This is a genomic window from Mitsuaria sp. TWR114 (assembly GCF_007997345.1).
Window position 1 is genome coordinate 1 of the sequence record NZ_VOSR01000151.1, and the last position, 20,394, is coordinate 20,394.

At 68.6% G+C, this 20,394-nt stretch carries 20 protein-coding genes and 1 tRNA gene; 20 read left to right on the top strand and 1 reads right to left on the bottom strand.

The annotated features are described in order from the left end of the window. From FUT87_RS06995 to FUT87_RS07080, 19 genes are all read left to right on the top strand, one after another. Positions 1 to 1,516, top strand: a 1,516-nt coding sequence (locus tag FUT87_RS06995; protein ID WP_255511709.1) for a pseudouridine synthase, incomplete at its 5' end; no start/stop codon positions are given. A 121-nt stretch (positions 1,517 to 1,637) separates the two neighbouring features. Then, entirely contained in the window at positions 1,638 to 2,063 is a 426-nt protein-coding gene (ndk, locus tag FUT87_RS07000; protein ID WP_091722894.1) for a nucleoside-diphosphate kinase, read from the top strand. 57 nt (positions 2,064 to 2,120) lie between these two features. Further along, the gene (gene rlmN / locus FUT87_RS07005; RefSeq protein WP_091725044.1) at positions 2,121 to 3,311 is read left to right on the top strand and encodes a 23S rRNA (adenine(2503)-C(2))-methyltransferase RlmN; all 1,191 of its coding nucleotides are present in this window, start codon (positions 2,121 to 2,123) and stop codon (positions 3,309 to 3,311) included. Between the two features lie 56 nt (positions 3,312 to 3,367). After that, complete coding sequence (gene pilW / locus FUT87_RS07010; RefSeq protein ID WP_255511710.1) at positions 3,368 to 4,129, top strand: type IV pilus biogenesis/stability protein PilW; 762 nt, start codon at positions 3,368 to 3,370, stop codon at positions 4,127 to 4,129. A gap of 10 nt (positions 4,130 to 4,139) precedes the next feature. Continuing rightward, entirely contained in the window at positions 4,140 to 4,955 is an 816-nt protein-coding gene (locus FUT87_RS07015) for a helix-turn-helix domain-containing protein (protein ID WP_186830400.1), read from the top strand. Beyond that, complete coding sequence (locus FUT87_RS28520) at positions 4,952 to 5,179, top strand: DUF4115 domain-containing protein (RefSeq protein WP_186830401.1); 228 nt, start codon at positions 4,952 to 4,954, stop codon at positions 5,177 to 5,179. Before FUT87_RS07015 ends, FUT87_RS28520 begins: the two co-directional genes overlap by 4 nt. 60 nt (positions 5,180 to 5,239) lie before the next feature. Next, entirely contained in the window at positions 5,240 to 6,541 is a 1,302-nt protein-coding gene (ispG, locus tag FUT87_RS07020) for a flavodoxin-dependent (E)-4-hydroxy-3-methylbut-2-enyl-diphosphate synthase (RefSeq protein WP_147240551.1), read from the top strand. Next, positions 6,538 to 7,845: a histidine--tRNA ligase gene (gene hisS, locus FUT87_RS07025; protein WP_147240552.1), complete on the top strand. Its 1,308-nt coding sequence runs from the start codon at positions 6,538 to 6,540 to the stop codon at positions 7,843 to 7,845. Before ispG ends, hisS begins: the two co-directional genes overlap by 4 nt. Positions 7,846 to 7,966: 121 nt before the next feature. Continuing rightward, positions 7,967 to 8,641, top strand: a complete 675-nt coding sequence (locus tag FUT87_RS07030) for a tetratricopeptide repeat protein (RefSeq protein WP_091722909.1) — start codon at positions 7,967 to 7,969, stop codon at positions 8,639 to 8,641. Next, positions 8,638 to 9,783 (top strand): outer membrane protein assembly factor BamB, encoded by a 1,146-nt coding sequence (gene bamB, locus FUT87_RS07035; protein WP_147240553.1) that lies wholly within the window; start codon positions 8,638 to 8,640, stop codon positions 9,781 to 9,783. The genes FUT87_RS07030 and bamB overlap by 4 nt, the downstream gene beginning before the upstream one ends. Position 9,784: 1 nt before the next feature. After that, positions 9,785 to 11,134, top strand: a complete 1,350-nt coding sequence (der, locus tag FUT87_RS07040) for a ribosome biogenesis GTPase Der (protein WP_147240554.1) — start codon at positions 9,785 to 9,787, stop codon at positions 11,132 to 11,134. Positions 11,135 to 11,213: 79 nt separating this feature from the next. Next, positions 11,214 to 11,456 carry an RNA chaperone Hfq gene (gene hfq, locus FUT87_RS07045; protein ID WP_091722923.1) on the top strand — a complete coding sequence of 81 codons (243 nt, stop codon included), beginning with the start codon at positions 11,214 to 11,216 and terminating at the stop codon, positions 11,454 to 11,456. Between the two features lie 59 nt (positions 11,457 to 11,515). Then, positions 11,516 to 12,802, top strand: coding sequence for a GTPase HflX (hflX, locus tag FUT87_RS07050; protein WP_147240555.1), 1,287 nt, complete (start codon positions 11,516 to 11,518; stop codon positions 12,800 to 12,802). Between the two features lie 143 nt (positions 12,803 to 12,945). After that, on the top strand, positions 12,946 to 14,139 hold the full coding sequence (gene hflK, locus FUT87_RS07055) for an FtsH protease activity modulator HflK (protein ID WP_254783385.1): 1,194 nt from the start codon (positions 12,946 to 12,948) through the stop codon (positions 14,137 to 14,139). A gap of 20 nt (positions 14,140 to 14,159) precedes the next feature. Further along, complete coding sequence (gene hflC, locus FUT87_RS07060) at positions 14,160 to 15,056, top strand: protease modulator HflC (protein WP_091722930.1); 897 nt, start codon at positions 14,160 to 14,162, stop codon at positions 15,054 to 15,056. 73 nt (positions 15,057 to 15,129) lie between these two features. Further along, a complete protein-coding gene (locus FUT87_RS07065; protein WP_091722933.1) occupies positions 15,130 to 15,315 on the top strand; it encodes a DUF2065 domain-containing protein in 186 nt (61 codons plus the stop codon). Between the two features lie 162 nt (positions 15,316 to 15,477). Further along, entirely contained in the window at positions 15,478 to 16,641 is a 1,164-nt protein-coding gene (locus FUT87_RS07070) for an ATP phosphoribosyltransferase regulatory subunit (RefSeq protein ID WP_147240556.1), read from the top strand. 53 nt (positions 16,642 to 16,694) lie between these two features. Then, positions 16,695 to 18,032 carry an adenylosuccinate synthase gene (locus FUT87_RS07075; RefSeq protein ID WP_147240557.1) on the top strand — a complete coding sequence of 446 codons (1,338 nt, stop codon included), beginning with the start codon at positions 16,695 to 16,697 and terminating at the stop codon, positions 18,030 to 18,032. 71 nt (positions 18,033 to 18,103) lie between these two features. Beyond that, on the top strand, positions 18,104 to 18,625 hold the full coding sequence (locus tag FUT87_RS07080; protein WP_091722945.1) for a phosphoribosyltransferase: 522 nt from the start codon (positions 18,104 to 18,106) through the stop codon (positions 18,623 to 18,625). Positions 18,626 to 18,841: 216 nt separating this feature from the next. Here FUT87_RS07080 and FUT87_RS07085 read toward each other — a convergent pair. Beyond that, positions 18,842 to 18,926 (bottom strand) — tRNA-Leu (locus tag FUT87_RS07085). A 162-nt stretch (positions 18,927 to 19,088) separates the two neighbouring features. Between FUT87_RS07085 and FUT87_RS07090 the strand changes: the two genes are divergently transcribed. Continuing rightward, the coding region (locus FUT87_RS07090; RefSeq protein WP_147240558.1) for a ribonuclease R family protein at positions 19,089 to 20,394 on the top strand (1,306 nt) is incomplete at its 3' end.

Sequence of the window (20,394 nt, forward strand, 5' to 3'; positions counted from 1 at the left end):
AGGGCGTGGCCGCAACCGCCGCCGTCGTGGTCGCGATCGTGATCGCGAGCCCCGCGAGGGTCAGCAGGCGCAGGCCCAGGAGTCCGGCCAGCGCCCCGCGCGCGCGCCGCAAGGCGAGGGCGCTGAAGGTGCCGCCGATCCGGTCGACGACGCCCAGCTGCAGGCCGAGGCCCAGGCGCGCTTCGACGCGCTGGTGTCCGGTGCCTTCGACGCGGATGTCGAAGGTGACGGCGACGTGGCGGAGACGGGCGCGGCGGAAGTCGAGGCCTCCGCCGACGAGGGCGAGACCGGCACCGACGGCCAGCCCGGCAAGCGCGTGCTCGCGCCCGATGCCGATGCGCCCAAGCTGCAGAAGGTGCTGGCGCAGGCAGGCGTCGGCTCCCGGCGCGACATCGAGGACATGATCGCCAAGGGCCAGATCACGGTGAATGGCGAGGTCGCCCATGTCGGCCAGCGCATCTCCTACGGCGACCGCGTCGCGGTGGCCGGCAAGCCGATCAAGGTCCGCATCGCCCCCGTGGCGCCGCGCATCCTGGCGTACCACAAGCCGGTCGGCGAGGTCGTCACCTTCAACGACCCCGAGGGCCGTCCCACCGTCTTCCGCAACCTGCCGCGCCTGCCGCAGGGCAAGTGGCAGTCGGTCGGCCGCCTGGACCTGAACACCGAAGGCCTGCTGCTGTTCACCAACTCCGGCGAACTGGCCAACCAGCTGATGCACCCGCGCTTCGGCGTCGAGCGCGAGTACGCGGTGCGCGTGCTGGGCTCGCTGAGCAAGGAGCAGAAGGACAAGCTGCTGACCGGCGTCGACGTCGACGGTCAGCAGGCCAGCTTCAAGAGCATCGAGGACGGCGGCGGCGAAGGCGTGAACCGCTGGTATCGCGTCGTCATCACCGAAGGCCGCAACCGCGAGGTCCGCAAGCTGTTCGAGAGCGTCGGCCTGGCCGTCAGCCGCCTGATCCGCATCCGCTACGGCACCGTCGTGCTGCCGCGCGGCCTGCGCCGCGGCGTCTACATCGAACTGGGCGACGCCGATGTCCGCGTCATCCGCCAGCTGGCCGGCAACGAGCCGCGCCCGCCGCGCAACAACGACCGCGCCGAGCGTCGCGACAAGCGCCGCAGCGGCAACAGCGGCGGTCCGCGCCCGAGCCGTCCGGAGCCCTCGCGCCAGGAGCAGCGCGGCGAACAGCGCGCCCACCAGCCGCAGCGCCCGCAGCAACAGCAGCAGGAGCGCGAACGCGATCGCCGGCCCCGCAACGAGGACGATGACGACTTCATCCCGAAGCACATCAATCCGCTGGAGCAGACCTTCGACCGTCGCTTCGCCACCGGCAGCAAGCGCATCCCGCAAGGCTTCGGCAAGGGCGGCAGCGATGCGGGCGACCATGGCCGCGGCGGCAACCAGCGCGGCCCGGGCGGCGAGCGCATTCCGGATCCGATGAAGACCTCGATGGGCTACATCGGCGCCGACGCCTTCATCAACCGGGGCGGCAATCGCGGCGGCCGCGGTCGCCGCTGAGCGGGTCAGCCTGCTCGTCGCCCCCGGCGACCCCGTCCGATGACGGGTTGTCACCTGGGGGCTTGACTTCAAGCATTACAATGCCGGGTTTTGCCAAGCCCAAGATTTTCAAGGAAAAGACATGGCCATCGAACGCACCCTCTCCATCATCAAGCCCGATGCCGTGGCCAAGAACGTCATCGGCCAGATCTACTCCCGCTTTGAAGGCGCCGGCCTGAAGATCATCGCCTCGAAGCAGAAGCAGCTGTCGCGCGCCGAAGCCGAAGCGTTCTACGCCGTGCACAAGGCCCGTCCGTTCTTCAACGACCTGGTGAACTTCATGATCTCCGGCCCGGTCCAGATCCAGGTGCTGGAAGGCGAAGGCGCCATCCTGAAGAATCGCGATCTGATGGGCGCCACCGACCCGAAGAAGGCCGAGAAGGGCACCATCCGCGCCGACTTCGCCGACAGCATCGACGCCAACGCGGTGCACGGCTCCGACGCCCCCGAAACCGCCGCCGTGGAAGTCGCCTTCTTCTTCTCCGGCCTGGAAATCAACGCCCGCTGAACCGGGCCAAGCCTCTGACCTCCGGGCCACGAGGCCCTTGAGAAAGAGGAACGCATGATGGACGCGGTCAACCTGCTCGGATTCGATCTGCAAGGCCTGGCCGCGTACTGCGAGCAGCTGGGGGAGAAGCGCTTTCGCGCGACCCAGCTGTTCCGCTGGATCCATCAGAAGGGCGCATCGGACTTCGCCCAGATGTCCGACCTGGCCAAGTCGCTGCGCGACAAGCTGGCCGGGCGCGCCCACATCACCGCGCTGCCGGTGATCTCCGAACACGTCTCTGCCGACGGCACCATCAAGTGGTTGTTCGACGTCGGCCAGGGCAACGCCGTCGAGGCGGTCTACATCCCCGAGGACGACCGGGCCACGCTGTGCATCTCCAGCCAGGCCGGCTGCGCCGTGGGCTGCCGCTTCTGCTCGACCGGCCATCAGGGCTTCAGCCGCAACCTGGAGACCTGGGAAATCATCGCCCAGCTCTGGCATGCCGAGCACACGCTGCGCCAGCGCCTGGGCAAGGACGAACGCATCATCTCCAACGTCGTGATGATGGGCATGGGCGAGCCGCTGCAGAACTACGCCGCGCTGGTCCCGGCGCTGCGGATGATGCTCGACGACCATGGCTACGGCCTGTCGCGCCGACGGGTGACGGTGTCGACCTCGGGCGTGGTGCCGATGATCGACCGCCTGCGCGAGGACGCGCCGGTGGCGCTGGCCGTCTCGCTGCACGCGCCCAACGACCCGCTGCGCGACCAGCTGGTGCCGCTCAACCGCAAGTACCCGATCGCGGAACTGCTGGCGAGCTGCAACGCCTACCTGGACAAGGCGCCGCGCGACTTCATCACGTTCGAGTACTGCATGCTCCACGAGGTGAACGACGCGCCGGAGCAGGCCCGCGAGCTGATCGCGCTGCTCAAGGGCAAGGTGCCCTGCAAGCTGAACCTGATCCCGTTCAATCCCTTCCCCGCGTCGGGCCTGAAGCGCAGCTCGAACGAGCGCGTCAAGGCCTTCGCCGACCTGCTCATCCAGGCCGGCATCGTGACCACCGTCCGCAAGACGCGCGGCGACGATATCGATGCCGCCTGCGGCCAGTTGGCCGGCGAAGTGCAGGACCGGACCCGCGTCCATCTGCGCATGGTGCGCGCGCCCGTGGTGGTACAGCGGGACGCGGCATCGGCCGGCACGGCGGCCCCGGCGCCGGCGGCGACTTCTTCCCCCGTCACTCCCGTCACTCCCACAGGCCCACGTCCATGACCGTTCCGTCGCCCGGCTCCGTCTTTCCGCGTCGTTCCGCCCGGACCCTGTCCGTCGTGTTGCTGATCGCCGCGGCCCTGGCCGGGTGCGCGACGACCTCGCCGCAGCAGCAGCAACCGCGGACCGAGAGCGACAAGACGGACAACGACCGCCGGGCTCAGGTGCGGCTGGAGCTGGCCAGCGGCTACTTCGCCCGCGGCCAGTACGAGACCGCGCTGGACGAGGTCAAGCTGGCGATGGCCGCCAAGCCCGACCTGCCCGAGGCGATCAGCCTGCGCAGCCTGATCTACGCCGCGATGGGCGAGTACGCGATGGCCGAGGACGGCTTCAAGCAGTTGCTGGCCCGCGACCGCAACAACGGCGACACGCTGCACAACTACGGCTGGTTCCTGTGCCAGCGCCAGCGTTATGCCGAGGCCTACCAGCAGTTCGAGGCCGCCGTGGCGCTGCCGGCCTATCGCACGCCCGCGCGCACGCTGCTGGCCTGGGGCGCCTGCGAGGCCCGCGAGGGCCGGCTGGTGCCGGCGCAGGCCCACCTGTCCAAGGCCTTCGAGGCCGAGCCCGGCAATCCGACCATCGCGCTGAACCTGGGCGAGGTGCTGTACCGCCAGGGCGAATACGAACGGGCGCGCTTCTACGCCCGCCGCGTCAACAGCAATGTGGAACAGGCGAACGCGGCCAGCCTCTGGCTGGAACTGCGCATCGAGCGCCGCCTGGGCAACGCGGCCAACATGGAAGACCTCGGTCAGCAACTGCGGCGCAAGTATCCGCAGGCGGCCGAGACGCAGGCATTGAACAACGGTCGATTCGATGAATGAGGGACATCGCATGACTCCGACGGCCGCCGACGAGGCGACGCCCGCAGCCGCATCCGCTGCGCCATCCACCTTCGGCCCCAGTTCCGCCGGCGCCGCGCTGCGGCGCGCGCGCGAGGCGCGGGGCCTGCACATCGCCGCCCTGGCCGCGACGCTGAAGGTGCCGCAATCCAAGCTGGAGGCCCTCGAGGCCGACCGCTACCACGAGCTGCCCGACGCGACCTTCGCCCGGGCGCTGGCGCGCTCGATGTGCCGCGTGCTGAAGATCGAGGCGGCGCCGGTGCTGGCGATGCTGCCCAGCAGCGGCGCCGAGGCCTCGCTGGACCGCGTCACGCCGGGCCTGAACCAGCCGTTCCGCGAGCGCTCGGTGAGCCAGGAGCCGATGCTCTCGGCCGAGCTGCTGAAGCGCCCGGCGGTGCTCGGCGTGGGTGTGCTGCTGGTCGCCGCGGTGGCCGTGTACGCGATCCCGTCGAGCTGGATCGAGCAGGTGACGGCGCGGTTCCGCTCGGCGCCCGAGTCCTCGACCACCACCGCGACCCCCGGCCCGGGCAGCGCCATCGGCACCGCGCCGGTGGCGACCGACAGCCCCCCGACCAACATCGAAGCCCCGGTGGTGAGCGCCTCCGAGGCCGCGCCGCAGTCCACCGCCAGCGTGCCGACGCTGCCGCCGCAGACCTCCAGCGCCGCGACGCCGATCACCGCGCCGTCCCCGGCGCCCGCGACGACGCAGGCTGCCGTCACGCCGCCGGCCGCCTCCACCGCCGCTTCAGTCGCCACAGGGGCCGGCCAGCCGATCCAGGCGCGCCCGCGCCGGGCACCTCCCCGCTGAAGGTCCGCGCCAGCGCCGAGTCCTGGGTCGAGGTCGTCGACGCCAAGGGCCAGGTGCTGCTGTCCCGGCTGCTGCGTCCGGGCGATCTGGTCGACGTCCACGGCGTCGCGCCGCTGAGATTGCGCGTGGGCAACGTGTCCGGCACGGAACTGGTGTTCCGCGGCCAGCCGGTGGACCTCGCTGCCCGGGCGCGCGACAACGTCGCCCGGCTTGAACTGAACTGAACTGAACCCGGACCGACGGGCGCCCCGCCAGCCGTACCCCTTTCGCAAGAGCGCCGTATGATGGACAAGCCAGACACTCCCGATTTCGCCGCCGCCGACCTGTCGGACCTGATCGCCGCCGCCGCGCCCGCCGCGCGCCGCTCGCGCCAGGCCCAGGTGCGCTGGGGCAGCCGCATCGTCACCATCGGTGGCGACGCGCCGGTGCGCGTCCAGTCGATGACCAACACCGACACGGTCGACGTCATCGAGACCGCCATCCAGGTCAAGGAACTGGCGCAGGCGGGCTCGGAGCTGGTCCGCATCACCGTCAACACGCCCGAGGCCGCCGACGCCGTGCCGCACATCCGCGAGCAGCTCGACCGCATGGGCATCGACGTGCCGCTGGTGGGCGACTTCCACTACAACGGCCACCGCCTGCTGACCGAGCATCCGGCCATGGCGCAGGCGCTGTCCAAGTACCGGATCAATCCCGGCAACGTCGGCAAGGGCGACAAGAAGGACCGCCAGTTCGCGCAGATGATCGAGGCGGCCATGCAGTACGACAAGGTCGTGCGCATCGGCGTCAACTGGGGCAGCCTGGACCAGGAACTGCTCGCCCAGATGATGGACGACAACGCCAGGCGCGCGCAGCCCTGGGACGGCAAGCAGGTCATGTACCAGGCGCTGATCCAGTCGGCGCTGTCGTCGGCGTCCTATGCCCGCGAGCTGGGCATGAATCCGGACAACATCATCATCAGCTGCAAGGTCAGCGGCGTGCAGGATCTGATCTCGGTCTACCGTGCGCTGAGCAAGCGCTGCGACTACGCGCTGCACCTGGGCCTGACCGAAGCCGGCATGGGCACCAAGGGCACGGTGGCCTCCGCCGCGGCGCTGTCGGTGCTGCTGCAGGAAGGCATCGGCGACACCATCCGCGTCTCGCTGACGCCGCAGCCCGGCGAGTCGCGCACGCAGGAAGTGGTCGTCGCGCTGGAGATCCTGCAGTCGCTGGGCCTGCGCGCGTTCAACCCGAGCGTCACCGCCTGCCCCGGCTGCGGCCGCACCACCAGCACCACCTTCCAGGAACTGGCCAAGCAGATCGACGACTTCCTGCGCGCCCAGATGCCGGTCTGGCGCGAGAAGTACCCCGGCGTCGAGAACATGAAGGTGGCCGTGATGGGCTGCATCGTCAACGGCCCGGGCGAGAGCAAGCATGCCGACATCGGCATCAGCCTGCCGGGCAACGGCGAGGCGCCGGCGGCGCCCGTCTTCATCGACGGCGAGAAGGCGCTGACCCTGCGCGGCGACAACATCGCCGGCGAGTTCCACGCCCTGGTCGAGACCTACATCGAAAAGCGCTACGGCGCGAGCACCACCACCGCATGAGCAAGAACATCCAGGCCGTGAAGGGGATGAACGACATCCTCCCGGCCAGCGTCGACCGCAAGGACAAGCTGCCGAGCAGCCAGCTGTGGAGCTGGTTCGAGACCACGCTGCGCGGCGTGCTGCAGCGCTACGGCTACCAGTACATGCTGACCCCGATCGTCGAGCCGACCGCGCTGTTCGTGCGCGGCCTGGGCGAGGTGACCGACATCGTCGAAAAGGAGATGTACTCCTTCACCGACAGCATGAACGGCGACCAGCTGACGCTGCGCCCCGAGGCCACCGCCGGCATCGTGCGCGCGATGGTCGAGCACAACGCGCTGTACAACGGCCCGCTGCGCCTGTGGACGCTGGGCCCGATGTTCCGCCACGAGCGCCCGCAGAAGGGCCGCTACCGCCAGTTCAACCAACTGGACGTCGAGGCGCTGGGCTTCGCCGGCCCGGACGTGGACGCCGAGATCATCCTGATGGTCCGCCGCCTGTGGCAGGAGCTGGGACTGGTGGTCGGCCAGCATGTGCGCCTGGAGCTGAACTCGCTGGGCCAGCCAGAGGAGCGCGCCGCGCACCGCGCCGCGCTGATCGCCTACCTGGAAGGCCATGCCGACAAACTCGACGAGGATGGCAAGCGTCGCCTGCACAGCAATCCGCTGCGCATCCTCGACACCAAGAACCCGGCGATGCAGGACGTGGTCGAGGCCGCGCCCAAGCTGATGGACTTCCTGGGCGAGGCCAGCCTGGCCCATTTCAACGCGGTGCGCGCGATCCTCGACGCGGCCGGCCTGGAATACCGCATCAACACGCGCCTGGTGCGCGGCATGGACTACTACAACCTGACCGTGTTCGAGTGGGTCACCGACCAGCTCGGCTCGCAGGGCACGGTCTGCGGTGGCGGTCGCTACGACGGGCTGTTCGAGCAGCTCGGCGGCAAGCCCACGCCCGCGGTCGGCTTCGGCCTGGGCGTCGAGCGGCTGCTGCTGCTGATCGACGAGCTGGGCCTGGCGGTGCCGTCCTCGGCGCCGGACGCGTACGCGATCCTGCCCGACGCCTCGGCGCTCGCCCAGGCCATGCCGGTGCTGGAAGCGCTGCGCGCCGAAGGTGTCGCGGTGCAGATGCATGCGGGCGGCGGCTCGTTCAAGTCGCAGTTCAAGAAGGCCGACGCCTCGGGCGCCCGCTTCGCGCTGGTGTTCGGCGCCGATGAACTCGCCCGGGGCGAGGTCGCGGTCAAGCCCCTGCGCGGCGACGGCGAGCAGGTGACACGTCCGCTTAACACGGCGGCTGCGTGGGCAGCCGATCTGCGCACCGCATAATCGCGGCTTCGCCGGGGTGCCCGAGGAGGGCGCCGCCGGCCGCATTCAGCAACTTCCCCCAGCCGGCCGACGCTCGCGCCGGGCCGGCTTCGACCCTCAACCGACGGACCCACACTCGCACATGGCGGCTCATCTCGATCTCGAAGAACAGGAACAGCTGGAGCAGCTCAAGGCGTTCTGGAAGCGCTGGGGCAATGCGATCACCTGGCTGCTGACGCTGGTGCTGGTGGCCTACGCCGGCTGGACCGGCTGGAACTACTGGCAGCGCAACGAGGCCGCCAAGGCCGGCGCGATGTTCAGCGAGCTGGAACGCGCGGTCCAGGCCGGCGACCTGGGCAAGGGCGCCGCCGTCTTCGGCACGCTGAAGCAGGACTTCGCCTCCACCGGCTACACGGCGCAGGCCGCGCTGATGACCGCCAAGCTGCAGCTGGACAAGGAGAAGGCCGACGACGCGCGCGCCACGCTGACCTGGGCGGTGGCCAATGCCAAGGGCGAGGCCTACCGCGACCTGGCCCGCCTGAGACTGGCGGCGCTGCAGATGGACGCCAAGCAGTACGACGAAGCCGCCAAGACGCTGGACGGCGTCAAGAGCGCCGATTTCGCGCCGCTGGCCGCCGACCGCCGCGGCGACTTGGCGCTGCTGCAGAACAAGCCCGATGTCGCCAAGACCGAGTTCAAGAAGGCGTATGACGGCATGGACAAGCAGCTGGACTACCGCCGCCTGCTGGAAGTGAAGCTGGCCAGCCTGGGCGTGGCGGTGGGTGGCGATGCCGCCGCCGCGGGAGCCGCGCAATGACGGCCCGCGTCACCCTGGGCGCGCTGAGCCGGGCGCTGCTGCTGGGCGGCGTCGCGATGACGCTGGGCGCCTGCTCGCTGTTCAGCAGCTCGAATGCGCCCAAGCCGGCGCCGCTGGAGAACATCACCCCGTCGCTGCAGGCCCGTGTCGCCTGGGAAGCGCGGGTGGACAGCGTCAAGTTCCCGCTGACCATCACCGCGGTGAACGACCGCTTCGTCGTGGGCGGGTCGGACGGCGTGATCAGCGCGATCTCCGCCACCGACGGCACCACGCTGTGGCGCGCCGACATCGGCAAGGGCCTGAGCGCCGGCGTTGGCAGCGATGGCCGTTTCGCCGCCGCCGTGACGCGCGAGAACGAACTGGTCGTCACCGAGGGCGACAGGATCCTGTGGCGCAAGACGCTGACGACGCCCGTGATCACCGCGCCGTTCGTTGCCGGCGAGCGCGTGTTCGTGCTGACGCTGGACCGCGCGGTGCTGGCCTTCGACGCGGCCGACGGCCGTCGCCTGTGGGAGCTGCGCCGTCCGGGCGAGCCGCTGACGCTGCAGCAGGCCGGCGTGATCGGTGCCTACCAGAACACGCTGCTGGTGGGGCAGGGCTCCCGCCTGGCGGGTGTCGACCCGACCCGCGGCCTGCTGATGTGGGAAGCGACCATCGCCAACCCGCGCGGCACCAACGAGGTCGAGCGCCTGGCCGACCTGGTCGGCCCGATGGCCCGCGACAACGAGGTGTTCTGCGCCCGCGCGTTCCAGTCGGCCGTCGCCTGCGTCAACGGCGAGCGCGGCAACACGATCTGGACCCGCAACAACGCCGGCCTGCGCGGCGTGGGGGCCGACGCGACGATCGTCGTCGGCGGCGACGCCTCGGACCGGCTGACCGCCTGGGGCACCCGCAGCGGCGACGTCGTCTGGACCGCCGACCAATTCCAGAACCGCAAGCTCAGCGCGCCGCTGGTGACCGACAAGTCGGTCATCGTCGGCGACAGCGAGGGCTACGTGCACTTCCTGTCCAAGGACAAGGGCCAGACCGTGCAGCGCCTGCAGACCGACAGCTCCGGCATCGCCGCGGCGCCGGTGCAGCTCGGCGGCACGGTGCTGGTCGCCACCCGCAGCGGACGCCTGTTCGCGCTGCGCCAAGACTGATATGAAACCTGTGATCGCCCTGGTGGGCCGCCCCAACGTGGGCAAGTCCACGCTGTTCAACCGGATGACGAAGAGCCGCGACGCCATCGTCGCGGACTTCGCCGGTCTCACGCGCGATCGCCATTACGGCGACGGGCGCCTGGGCGATCGCGAGTTCATCGTCATCGACACCGGCGGTTTCGAGCCCGACAGCTCCACCGGCATCGTCAAGGAGATGGCCAAGCAGACCCGCCAGGCCGTGGCCGAGGCGGATGCCGTCATCTTCGTGCTGGACGTGCGCACCGGCCTGGCCGGCCAGGACCAGGACATCGGCCGCTACCTGCGCCAGTGCAACAAACGCGTCTTCGTCGCGGTCAACAAGGCCGAGGGCATGAGCGACAGCCCGCTGCTGGCCGAGTTCCATGAGCTGGGGATGGGCGAGCCGCATCCGGTCTCGGCCGCGCACGGGCAGGGCATCCGCTCGCTGCTGGAAGCCGTGCTGGACAGCTTCGAGGCGCCCGCCGAGGACGAGGCCTTCGAAGGCGAGGGTGCGGAAGAGGACGAGTCCAAGGCCATCCGCCTGGCGGTCGCGGGCCGGCCCAACGTCGGCAAGAGCACGCTGATCAACACCTGGCTGGGCGAGGAACGCCTGGTCGCCTTCGACATGCCGGGCACGACGCGCGACGCCATCAGCGTCGACTTCGAGCGCAACGGCCAGAAGTTCAAGCTGATCGACACCGCCGGCCTGCGCCGCAAGGGCAAGGTGTTCGAGGCGATCGAGAAGTTCTCGGTCGTCAAGACGCTGCAGGCGATCGCCGACGCCAACGTGGTGCTGCTGCTGATCGACGCGACGCAGGGCGTCACCGACCAGGATGCCCACATCGCCGGCTACATCTTGGACAGCGGCCGCGCGGTGGTGGTCGCGATCAACAAGTGGGACGCGATCGACAGCTACCAGCGCGAAACCATCGAACGCCAGATCCTGACCCGTCTTGGTTTCCTGCGCTTCGCCCCCATCCTGAAGATTTCCGCGCTGAAGCGGCAGGGCCTGGGCCCGCTGTGGAAGGCGCTGGCGGATGCCTATTCGTCGGCCTATCGCAAGATGACGACGCCGGTGCTGACCCGTCTCATCCAGGAGGCGGTGCAGCACCAGCAACCGCAGCGGGCGGGGATCTCGCGTCCGAAGCTGCGCTACGCGCACCAGGGCGGGATGAATCCCCCGATCGTCGTCATTCACGGGAATGCGCTGGACGGCGTCAGCGACGTCTACAAACGCTACCTGGAAGGGCGCATCCGCGACCACTACAAGCTGGTGGGCACGCCGCTGAAGATCGAGTTGCGGTCCTCGAAGAATCCGTTCGCCGAATCCTGAGGTCCGGGCCGTCCGGGGAAACCCGGTGCTGTGATAAGGTCCGGGCTTCCAACACCACTCTCACAACACGGAGCATATCGTGAGCAACAAAGGACAACTCTTGCAAGACCCCTTCCTGAACCTGCTGCGCAAGGAGCATGTTCCTGTGAGCATCTACCTTGTGAACGGCATCAAGCTGCAAGGCCACATCGAGTCCTTTGACCAGTACGTGGTGCTGCTGCGCAATACGGTGACGCAGATGGTCTACAAGCACGCCATCTCCACGGTGGTCCCCGGCCGCGCCGTGAACTTCCACGCCGGCGAGAGCAACGACGCCAGCTGACGCTGATTGACCAAACAAGACCCCACCCATTCGACGCCGCCCCCCGAGGCGCGCGCGCCATTCTGGTGGGGGTCGATCTGGGCCGCGACGTGGCCTTCGACCCCACCCTCGACGAACTCGCGCTGCTGGCCGAGTCGGCCGGTGACACGCCGGTCGCCCGGATCGTGGCCAAGCGCAAGGCGCCCGACGCGGCGCTGTTCGTCGGGTCCGGCAAGGCCGACGAGATCAAGCTGATGGTGGACGCGCTGGGCGCGCACACCGTGCTGTTCGACCAGGCCATCTCCCCCGCCCAACAACGCAACCTGGAACGCCACCTCGGCGTGCCCGTGGCCGACCGCACCGCGCTGATCCTGGAGATCTTCGCCGCGCGCGCCCAGAGCTTCGAGGGCAAGCTGCAGGTCGAGCTGGCGCGGCTCCAGTACCTGGCCACGCGCCTGGTGCGCCGCTGGAGCCACCTGGAGCGCCAGAGTGGCGGCATCGGCATGCGCGGCGGACCCGGCGAGCGCCAGATCGAACTGGACCGCCGGATGATCGACGACCGCATCAAGTCGATCAAGGAACGCCTCAAGAAGGTCGAGCGCCAGCGCTCCACGCAGCGCCGCGCCCGCGCCCGCAACGGCGTGTTCCGCGTCTCGCTGGTGGGCTACACCAATGCCGGCAAGAGCACGCTGTTCAATGCCCTGACCAAGGCCAGGACCTACGCGGCCAACCAGCTCTTCGCCACGCTGGACACGACGACGCGTTCGCTCTACCTCGAGGAGGCGGGCACCAGCGTCTCGTTGTCCGACACTGTCGGCTTCATCCGCGACCTGCCGCACAAGCTGGTCGAGGCGTTCAAGGCCACGCTGCAGGAGGCCGCGGATGCCGACCTGCTGCTGCATGTGGTCGACGCCGCCAGCCCGGTGCTGACCGAACAGATGGAGGAGGTCGAGCGGGTGCTCGCCGAGATCGGCGCGCAGCACATTCCGCAGATCCTCGTCTACAACAAGCTGGACCTGCTCGAGCCCACGCAGCGCCCGCGCCAGCTGCAGGACTGGCTGACGCGCATCGGCGGCGAGCACGGCGGCCAGCGCCTGCCCCGCGTCTTCGTGAGCGCGGCGCAGGGCGAGGGTCTGGACGAACTGCGCGCGATGATCGCCTCGTTGATGCAGGCCGAGCCGGTGCCCGAGTACGCCGGCCTGGCGCTCGAGGACGCCGACGGGGCCGACGGGAATGATGATCCCGCGGTCTCCGGAAAACCGGCGTCGACTGACGGAGATGACGGTGACGACGACGCCTTGAACGATCAAGACCTGACCCAAGCTCGGACAGACCCGCAGGATGATCCGCAGGGACGTACAGGCTGAGAGCGCTGCGCAATGCCCGATACTCGCAACAAGACTTCCTCATCAGGATGCGTATGAATCAAGACGATCGCCTGTCCGCCGCTGGCGGCGGACGTGGCCCGCAGGGTGGAGCCGGTGGCCTGCGCCGCTGGGTGGGGCTCTGGATGAGCAATGGCCGCAACGAAGGCCCGCCCGACCTGGACGAGCTGTGGCGCGACTTCAACCGCAAGCTCTCGCGCCTGTTCGGCGGCCGCGGCGGCAATGACGGCAACGGTCCGGCCGGCAGCGGCGGCGGTGGCCCGCAGCCCGACATGAAGGGCGCCGGCATCGGCGTCGGCCTGGTGGTCGGCGTGGTGGTGCTGGGCTGGCTGGCCAGCGGCGTGTTCATCGTCCAGGAAGGTCAGCAGGGCGTCATCACGTCCTTCGGCAAGTACAGCCGCACCGTCGATGCCGGCATCCAGTACCGCCTGCCGTATCCGTTCCAGGCGCACGAGGTGGTGTCGTTCACGCAGCTGCAGTCCGTCGAGGTCGGCCGCAATTCGGTCGGCCAGGCATCGGGCCTGCGGGATTCGTCGATGCTGACGCAGGACGAGAACATCATCGACATCCGCTTCACCGTGCAGTACCGGCTGAAGGATGCGCGCGACTACCTCTTCGAGAACTTCAACACCGACGAGGCCGTCAACCAGGCGTCCGAATCCGCGGTGCGCGAGATCGTCGGCCGCAGCAACATGGACTCGGTGCTGTACGAGCAGCGCGACGCGATCGCGATCGACCTGGCCAAGTCCATCCAGGCGCAACTGGACCGGCTCAAGACCGGCATCCAGATCGTCAACGTCAACGTCAGCAGCGTGCAGCCGCCCGAGCAGGTGCAGGCCGCCTTCGACGATGCCTTCCGCGCCAACGCCGACCGCGAGCGCCTGAAGAACGAAGGCGAGGCCTATGCCAACGACGTGATCCCCCGCGCGCAGGGCCAGGCGGCCCGCCTGCGCGAGGATGCCGAGGCCTACCGCGCCCGCGTCGTCTCGTTCGCCGAGGGTGACGCGCAGCGCTTCAAGTCGGTGCTGGCCGAGTACCAGAAGGCGCCGGCCGTCACCCGCGACCGCCTCTACATCGACACGATGCAGCAGGTCTATTCCCGCGTGACCAAGGTGATGGTGGACGCCAGGAGCGGTTCCAACCTGCTGTACCTGCCGCTGGACAAGCTGATGCAGCAGACGCAGCCCGGCGGCACGGTCACGACCACGGCGCCCACGCCGGTGGTGCCGACCGATCCGGCGACCTCGGGCGCCTCGTCGCTGGGCAGCGATCCGCGCTCGCGCGACAGCATGCGCAGCCGCGACCGCGACGGCCGTTGATCGACAGGGAGCCCACAACAATGAATCGCATCGTCTCCGTCGTCGTCGGCCTGCTGATCCTGTTCATGATCGCCAGCTCGACGCTGTTCGTCGTCGACCAGCGCCAGTTCGCGGTCGTCTATTCGCTGGGCGAGATCAAGGAAGTGATCACCGAGCCCGGCCTGAAGTTCAAGCTGCCGCCGCCGCTGCAGAACGTGGTCTTCCTGGACCGCCGCGTGCAGACCCTGGACGCGGCCGATCCGCGCCCCATCTTCACCGCCGAGAAGAAGAGCCTGGTCATCGACTGGCTGGTGAAGTGGCGCATCGTCGACTCGCGCCAGTACATCCGCAACAGCGGCACGCAGTTGCGCAACCTGGAAACCCGTCTGAGCCCGATCGTGCAGGCCGCGCTCAACGAGGAAGTGACCAAGCGCACCGTGCGCGCGGTGCTGGCCACCGAGCGCGAGAAGGTCATGCAGGACGTGCGCAAGCGCCTCGAGGAAGAAGCCAAGCAGTTCGGCATCGAAATCGTCGACGTGCGGGTCAAGCGGGTCGACTTCGCCGCCAACATCACCGAGTCGGTCTACAACCGCATGAAGTCGGAGCGCGCCCGCGTCGCCAACGAACTGCGTTCGACCGGCGCCGCCGAGGGCGAGAAGATCAAGGCCGATGCCGACAAGCAGCGCGAGATCATCACCGCCGAAGCCTACCGCGACGCGCAGAAGATCATGGGCGAGGGCGATGCCAAGGCGTCGGCGCTGTACTCGGAATCCTTCGGTCGCGATCCCCAGTTCGCGCAGTTCTATCGCTCGCTGGATGCGTACCAGCGCTCGTTCAAGGGCAAGGGCGACGTGATGGTGCTGGACCCGTCGAGCCAGTTCTTCAACACGATGCGCACCGGCGGTCCGGGCGCGCCGGCGGCGGCCCCGAAGAAGTGATCCCGGGCGGGCCGGTCGGCCCGCCCGTTCGCCATCGAGCTGACCGGCCACGGCCGGGGAGGGCGGTCTCGTCATGAGCGGCGACAAGTGGCTGGCGGCGCTGGCGCTGCTGCTGATCATGGAAGGGCTGATGCCGTTCCTCAATCCCGGCGCCTGGCGGCAGCTGTTCGCCCGGCTGTTGGCGATGAGCGACGGCCAGCTGAGGTTCCTCGGGCTGGCCAGCCTCGCCTGCGGCGCGCTGCTGCTGTTGCTGCTTTGACGCGCTCCCGAAGCGCCCGAAGCATCCCAAATGGGCAGCCCGTCACGAAGGCTCGGTGAATCGTTGGCGAATCCGCGCCGGGCCCCCGCGTGAGGGGCTCGGAGGCCGAGGTTCGCCGCGACCCCGGTACAATGCCGTTTTTAACCCCCTCCCTGAACGTCCATGGCCTCTGCTTGGCTGCTGCCCGAGCACATTGCTGACGTCCTGCCCTCCCAGGCCCGCCGCATCGAAGAACTGCGCCGCGAGTTGCTGGACATGGCGCGGACCTACGGTTGCGAGCTGGTGATGCCTCCGATGCTGGAGCATCTCGACTCGCTGCTTTCCGGCACCGGTCAGGCGCTGGACCTCAAGACCTTCAAGCTCGTCGACCAGCTCTCCGGTCGCAGCCTGGGCCTGCGCGCCGACACGACGCCGCAGGTCGCCCGCATCGATGCCCACCTGCTGAACCGCGCCGGCGTGACGCGGTTGTGCTACTGCGGTCCGGTGCTGCACACCCGCGCCGAAGGCCTGACCGCGACGCGCGAGCCGCTGCAGTTCGGCGTCGAGATCTACGGCCATGCCGGGCTCGAGGCCGACCTGGAGGCGCAGGAACTGGCCATCGACGCGATGCAGCGCGCCGGCCTGACGCAGCTGGTGCTGGACCTCGGCGACGCGCGCCTGGTGCGTGGCGTGCTGGGCGATCACGCCTTGAGCGAGGACCGCCTGAATGCGCTGGTGGCCGCGATGGCCGCCAAGGACGCGGCCGGCGTGGCGGCGTTCTCCCAGGAGCTCCCGGACGACGTCGTCACCGCGCTGCAGACGCTGCTGCGCCTGTACGGCGGCGTCGAGGTGCTGGCCGACGCGCGCCGCGCGCTGCCGGCCAATGCGCTGGTGACGGCAGCGCTGGACGACCTGGAGTGGCTGATCCATCACCTGCGCGCGGCGTATCCCGACGTGCGCATCGGCGTGGACCTCGCCGACCTGCCGGGCTTCGGCTACTACAGCGGCGTGCGTTTCGCGCTGTACGCGGTGGGCGGCACCGATGCCGTCCTGCGCGGCGGCCGCTACGACGAGGTGGGGGCGGTCTTCGGCCGTCGCCGTCCGGCGGTCGGCTTCAGCCTGGACCTGAAGACGCTGGTGGGGCTGATTCCCGCCACCTCGCTGCGGGCCGCGGTGCGTGCCCCCTGGGGCGAGGATCCCGACCTGCGCGCGGCCGTCCGTCGCCTGCGCGAGCAGGGCGAAACCGTGGTCTGCGTGCTGCCGGGCCACGAACAAGAGAACGACGAGTTCGAATGCGACCGCGAGCTGGTTCAGGCCGGCGGTCAATGGGTGCTGCGATCGCTCTGAGCGACGCGATCCGCCCCTCCACCCCCTCAATCTCAATTCATCGGAAGAACGTCATGCAAAGCAGTGAGATCGCGCGCGGCCGCAACGTGGTGGTCGTCGGCACCCAGTGGGGTGACGAAGGCAAGGGCAAGGTCGTCGACTGGCTGACCGATCACGCCCAGGGCGTGGTGCGCTTCCAGGGCGGTCACAACGCCGGCCACACGCTGGTCATCAAGGGCGTGAAGACGGCGCTGCAGCTGATCCCCTCGGGCATCATGCGCGACGGCGTCGCCTGCTACATCGGCAATGGCGTGGTGTTGGATCCGACCCACCTGCTGTCGGAGATCGAGCGCCTGGAGAAGGCCGGCGTCGAAGTGCGTTCGCGCCTGTACATCAGCGAGTCCTGCCCGCTGATCCTGCCCTTCCACGTCGAGGTCGACCGGGCCCGCGAGGCGCTGCGCGAGAGCAGCGGCAGCGGCAAGATCGGCACGACCGGCAAGGGCATCGGCCCGGCCTACGAAGACAAGGTCGCCCGCCGCGCGCTGCGTGTGCAGGACCTGAAGCATCCGGAGCGTTTCGCCAAGAAGCTCAAGGAACTGATCGATCTGCACAACGTCGCGCTGACCGGCTACCTGAATGCGAAGGCGCTGGAGTTCCAGCCGATCTTCGACCATGCGATGGCGCTGGCCGAGCAGATCAAGCCGATGATGGCCGACGTCGGCTACATGCTGCACAAGGCGCATCTGCGCGGCGACAACATCCTGTTCGAAGGCGCGCAGGGCACGCTGCTGGACATCGACCACGGCACCTATCCGTATGTCACCTCGAGCAACTGCGTCGCCGGCAACGCCGCCGCGGGCGCGGGCGTGGGGCCGCAGATGCTGCATTACATGCTGGGCATCACGAAGGCCTATGCGACGCGCGTCGGCTCGGGTCCGTTCCCGACCGAGCTGGACTGGGAAACGCCCGGCACGGTGGGTCACCACCTGTCGACGGTCGGCCAGGAGCGCGGCACGGTCACCGGCCGTGCGCGCCGCTGCGGCTGGATCGATGCCGCCGCGCTGAAGCGCTCGATCATCATCAACGGCATCAGCGGCCTGTGCCTGACGAAGCTGGACGTGCTCGACGGCCTGGCTGAGATCAACATGTGCGTGGGCTATGAGCTCGACGGCAAGCAGCTCGACATCCTGCCGCTGGACGGCGACGAGATCGCCGCGTGCAAGCCCATTTACGAAGTCTTCCCCGGCTGGACCGAATCGACCTTCGGCATCACCCGCTGGGAGCAACTGCCGGAGAACGCGCGCAACTACCTGAAGCGCGTGGAAGCGGTGATCGGCGCGCCGATCGCCATGGTGTCCACCGGCCCCGACCGCGAGCACACCATCCTGCTGCAGCACCCGTTCCAGGGTTGAGCGATCGCTCGAGCCCTGTTGTATTCCGTCTTATCCAGACCTGATCCATTCTTCGCTGAGGAGCCTCCCCCATGCTGACCGACGACGGCAAACATCTGTACGTGTCCTGGGATGAATACCATTTGCTGATCGAACGCCTGGCGCTGAAGGTGCACGCCTCCGGCTGGGAGTTCGACCAGATCCTGTGCCTGGCGCGTGGCGGCATGCGTCCGGGGGATGTGCTGTCGCGGGTGTTCGACAAGCCGCTGGGCATCATGTCCACCAGCTCTTATCGGGCCGAGGCGGGGACGATCCAGGGGCGGTTGGATATCGCCAAGTACATCACCATGCCCAAGGGTGAACTGGCCGGGAGAGTGCTGCTGGTGGACGACCTGGCGGACTCTGGCGTGACGCTGAAGGCGGTCGTGGAGCGGCTGCGGGGCATGCCGGCCATCAGCGAGCTGCGCTCGGCGGTGATCTGGACGAAGAGCGTGTCGGAGTACACGCCCGACTATTACGTCGAAATGCTGGAAACCAGCCCGTGGATCCATCAGCCGTTCGAGGATTACGACGCGCTGCGGCCAGATGCGCTGGCGAAGAAATTCGCGATCTGATGAGGGAAGGGCTGACGGATGTCGGCCCTTTTCGTTTGGGATTGCTGCGCGGGCGCCGCGCTCGCTGCCACCGCCGGAGAGGACTCGGTCACGCTTTGCGCGACCCCGGTTTGGACCAACGGTCCAAACCATTCGAGTCCTCCCGTGATGCCCACCGGGCATCACTTCCTGGGCGGAAAAATGAGAAAAGCCGGCTCGTGGCCGGCTTTTCAGAATTGGTGCCCAGGAGAGGACTCGAACCTCCACGGAGTTACCCGCTAGTACCTGAAACTAGTGCGTCTACCAATTCCGCCACCTGGGCAAGGTCAAAAGCCAACTTCTCGAAAAACTCAGCTCAAGCGACTTTGCAGTATTCTTGAGCCTTCAGTTTCTTCGAAACGCCAAACGGCTTCTGCGTTTCAGGAAAGACAAGGATTCTATTATCAAAAACTTCAAGAACGCAAGCCCCCAGAGCCATTCGCTGATGGGGGAGATCGAAGGCACGGTGCAAGGTCACCGGGATGGGCACGGATTCCTGATGCCCGACGACGGCCAGCCCGACGTTTACCTCTCCTCGCAGGAAATGCACGCCGTGATGCACGGCGACCGCCTACGGGTGCGCGTTGTGCGCTTCGACAAGCGCAACCGCCCCGAAGGCCGCGTGCTGGAGATCCTGGAGCGCCGCAAGAAGCCCATCATCGGCCGGCTGCTGCTGGAGTCGGGCATCTGGCTCGTCGCGCCCGAAGACAAGCGTTATGGCCAGGACATCCTGGTCCCGAAGAACGCGATCGCCAACGCCACCGCCGGCCAGATCGTCGCGGTCGAGTTGACCGAACCGCCGTCGCTGTACTCGCAGCCGGTCGGCCGGGTGACCGAAGTGCTGGGGGAGATCGACGACCCCGGCATGGAGATCGAGATCGCCGTGCGCAAGTACGAGGTCCCGCACGCCTTCAGCGCCGACACGCTGCAGCAGGCCGCGAAGCTGCCGGACCGCGTCCGCGCGGTCGACATGAAGCACCGCATCGACCTGCGCGACGTGGCGCTGGTGACCATCGACGGCGAGGACGCGCGCGACTTCGACGACGCCGTCTATTGCGAACCCCACAAGCAGGGCAGAGGCAAGACCGCCTTCAAGGGCTGGCGCCTGCTGGTGGCGATCGCCGACGTCAGCCATTACGTCAAGCCCGGCGAGCCGCTGGACCGCGACGCCTATGAGCGCGCGACCTCGGTCTACTTCCCGCGCCGCGTGATCCCCATGCTGCCGGAGAAGCTCTCCAACGGGCTGTGCTCGCTGAATCCGGAGCAGGACCGCCTGTCCATGGTCTGCGACATGCTGGTCACCGAGGCCGGCGAACTGCACGCCTACCAGTTCTATCCCGCGGTCATCAACTCGCATGCGCGCTTCACCTACACCGAGGTGGCGGCGATCCTGGGCAACACCCATGGCCCCGAGGCCCACAAGCGCCAGGCGCTGGTGCCGCACCTGCTGCACCTGCACGAGGTCTACCGCGCGCTGCTGTCGCAGCGGGCCAAGCGCGGCGCGGTGGACTTCGAGACCACCGAGACCCAGATCGTCTGCGACGACAACGGCCGCATCGAGAAGATCGTGCCGCGCACCCGCAACGAGGCGCACCGGCTGATCGAGGAGGCGATGCTCGCCGCCAACGTCTGCGCGGCCGACTTCATCGCCGGCGGCAAGCACGCGTCGCTGTATCGCGTCCACGAGGGCCCGACGCCCGAGAAGCGCGGCACGCTGCAGGCCTACCTGCGCGCGCTGGGCATCGGCATGG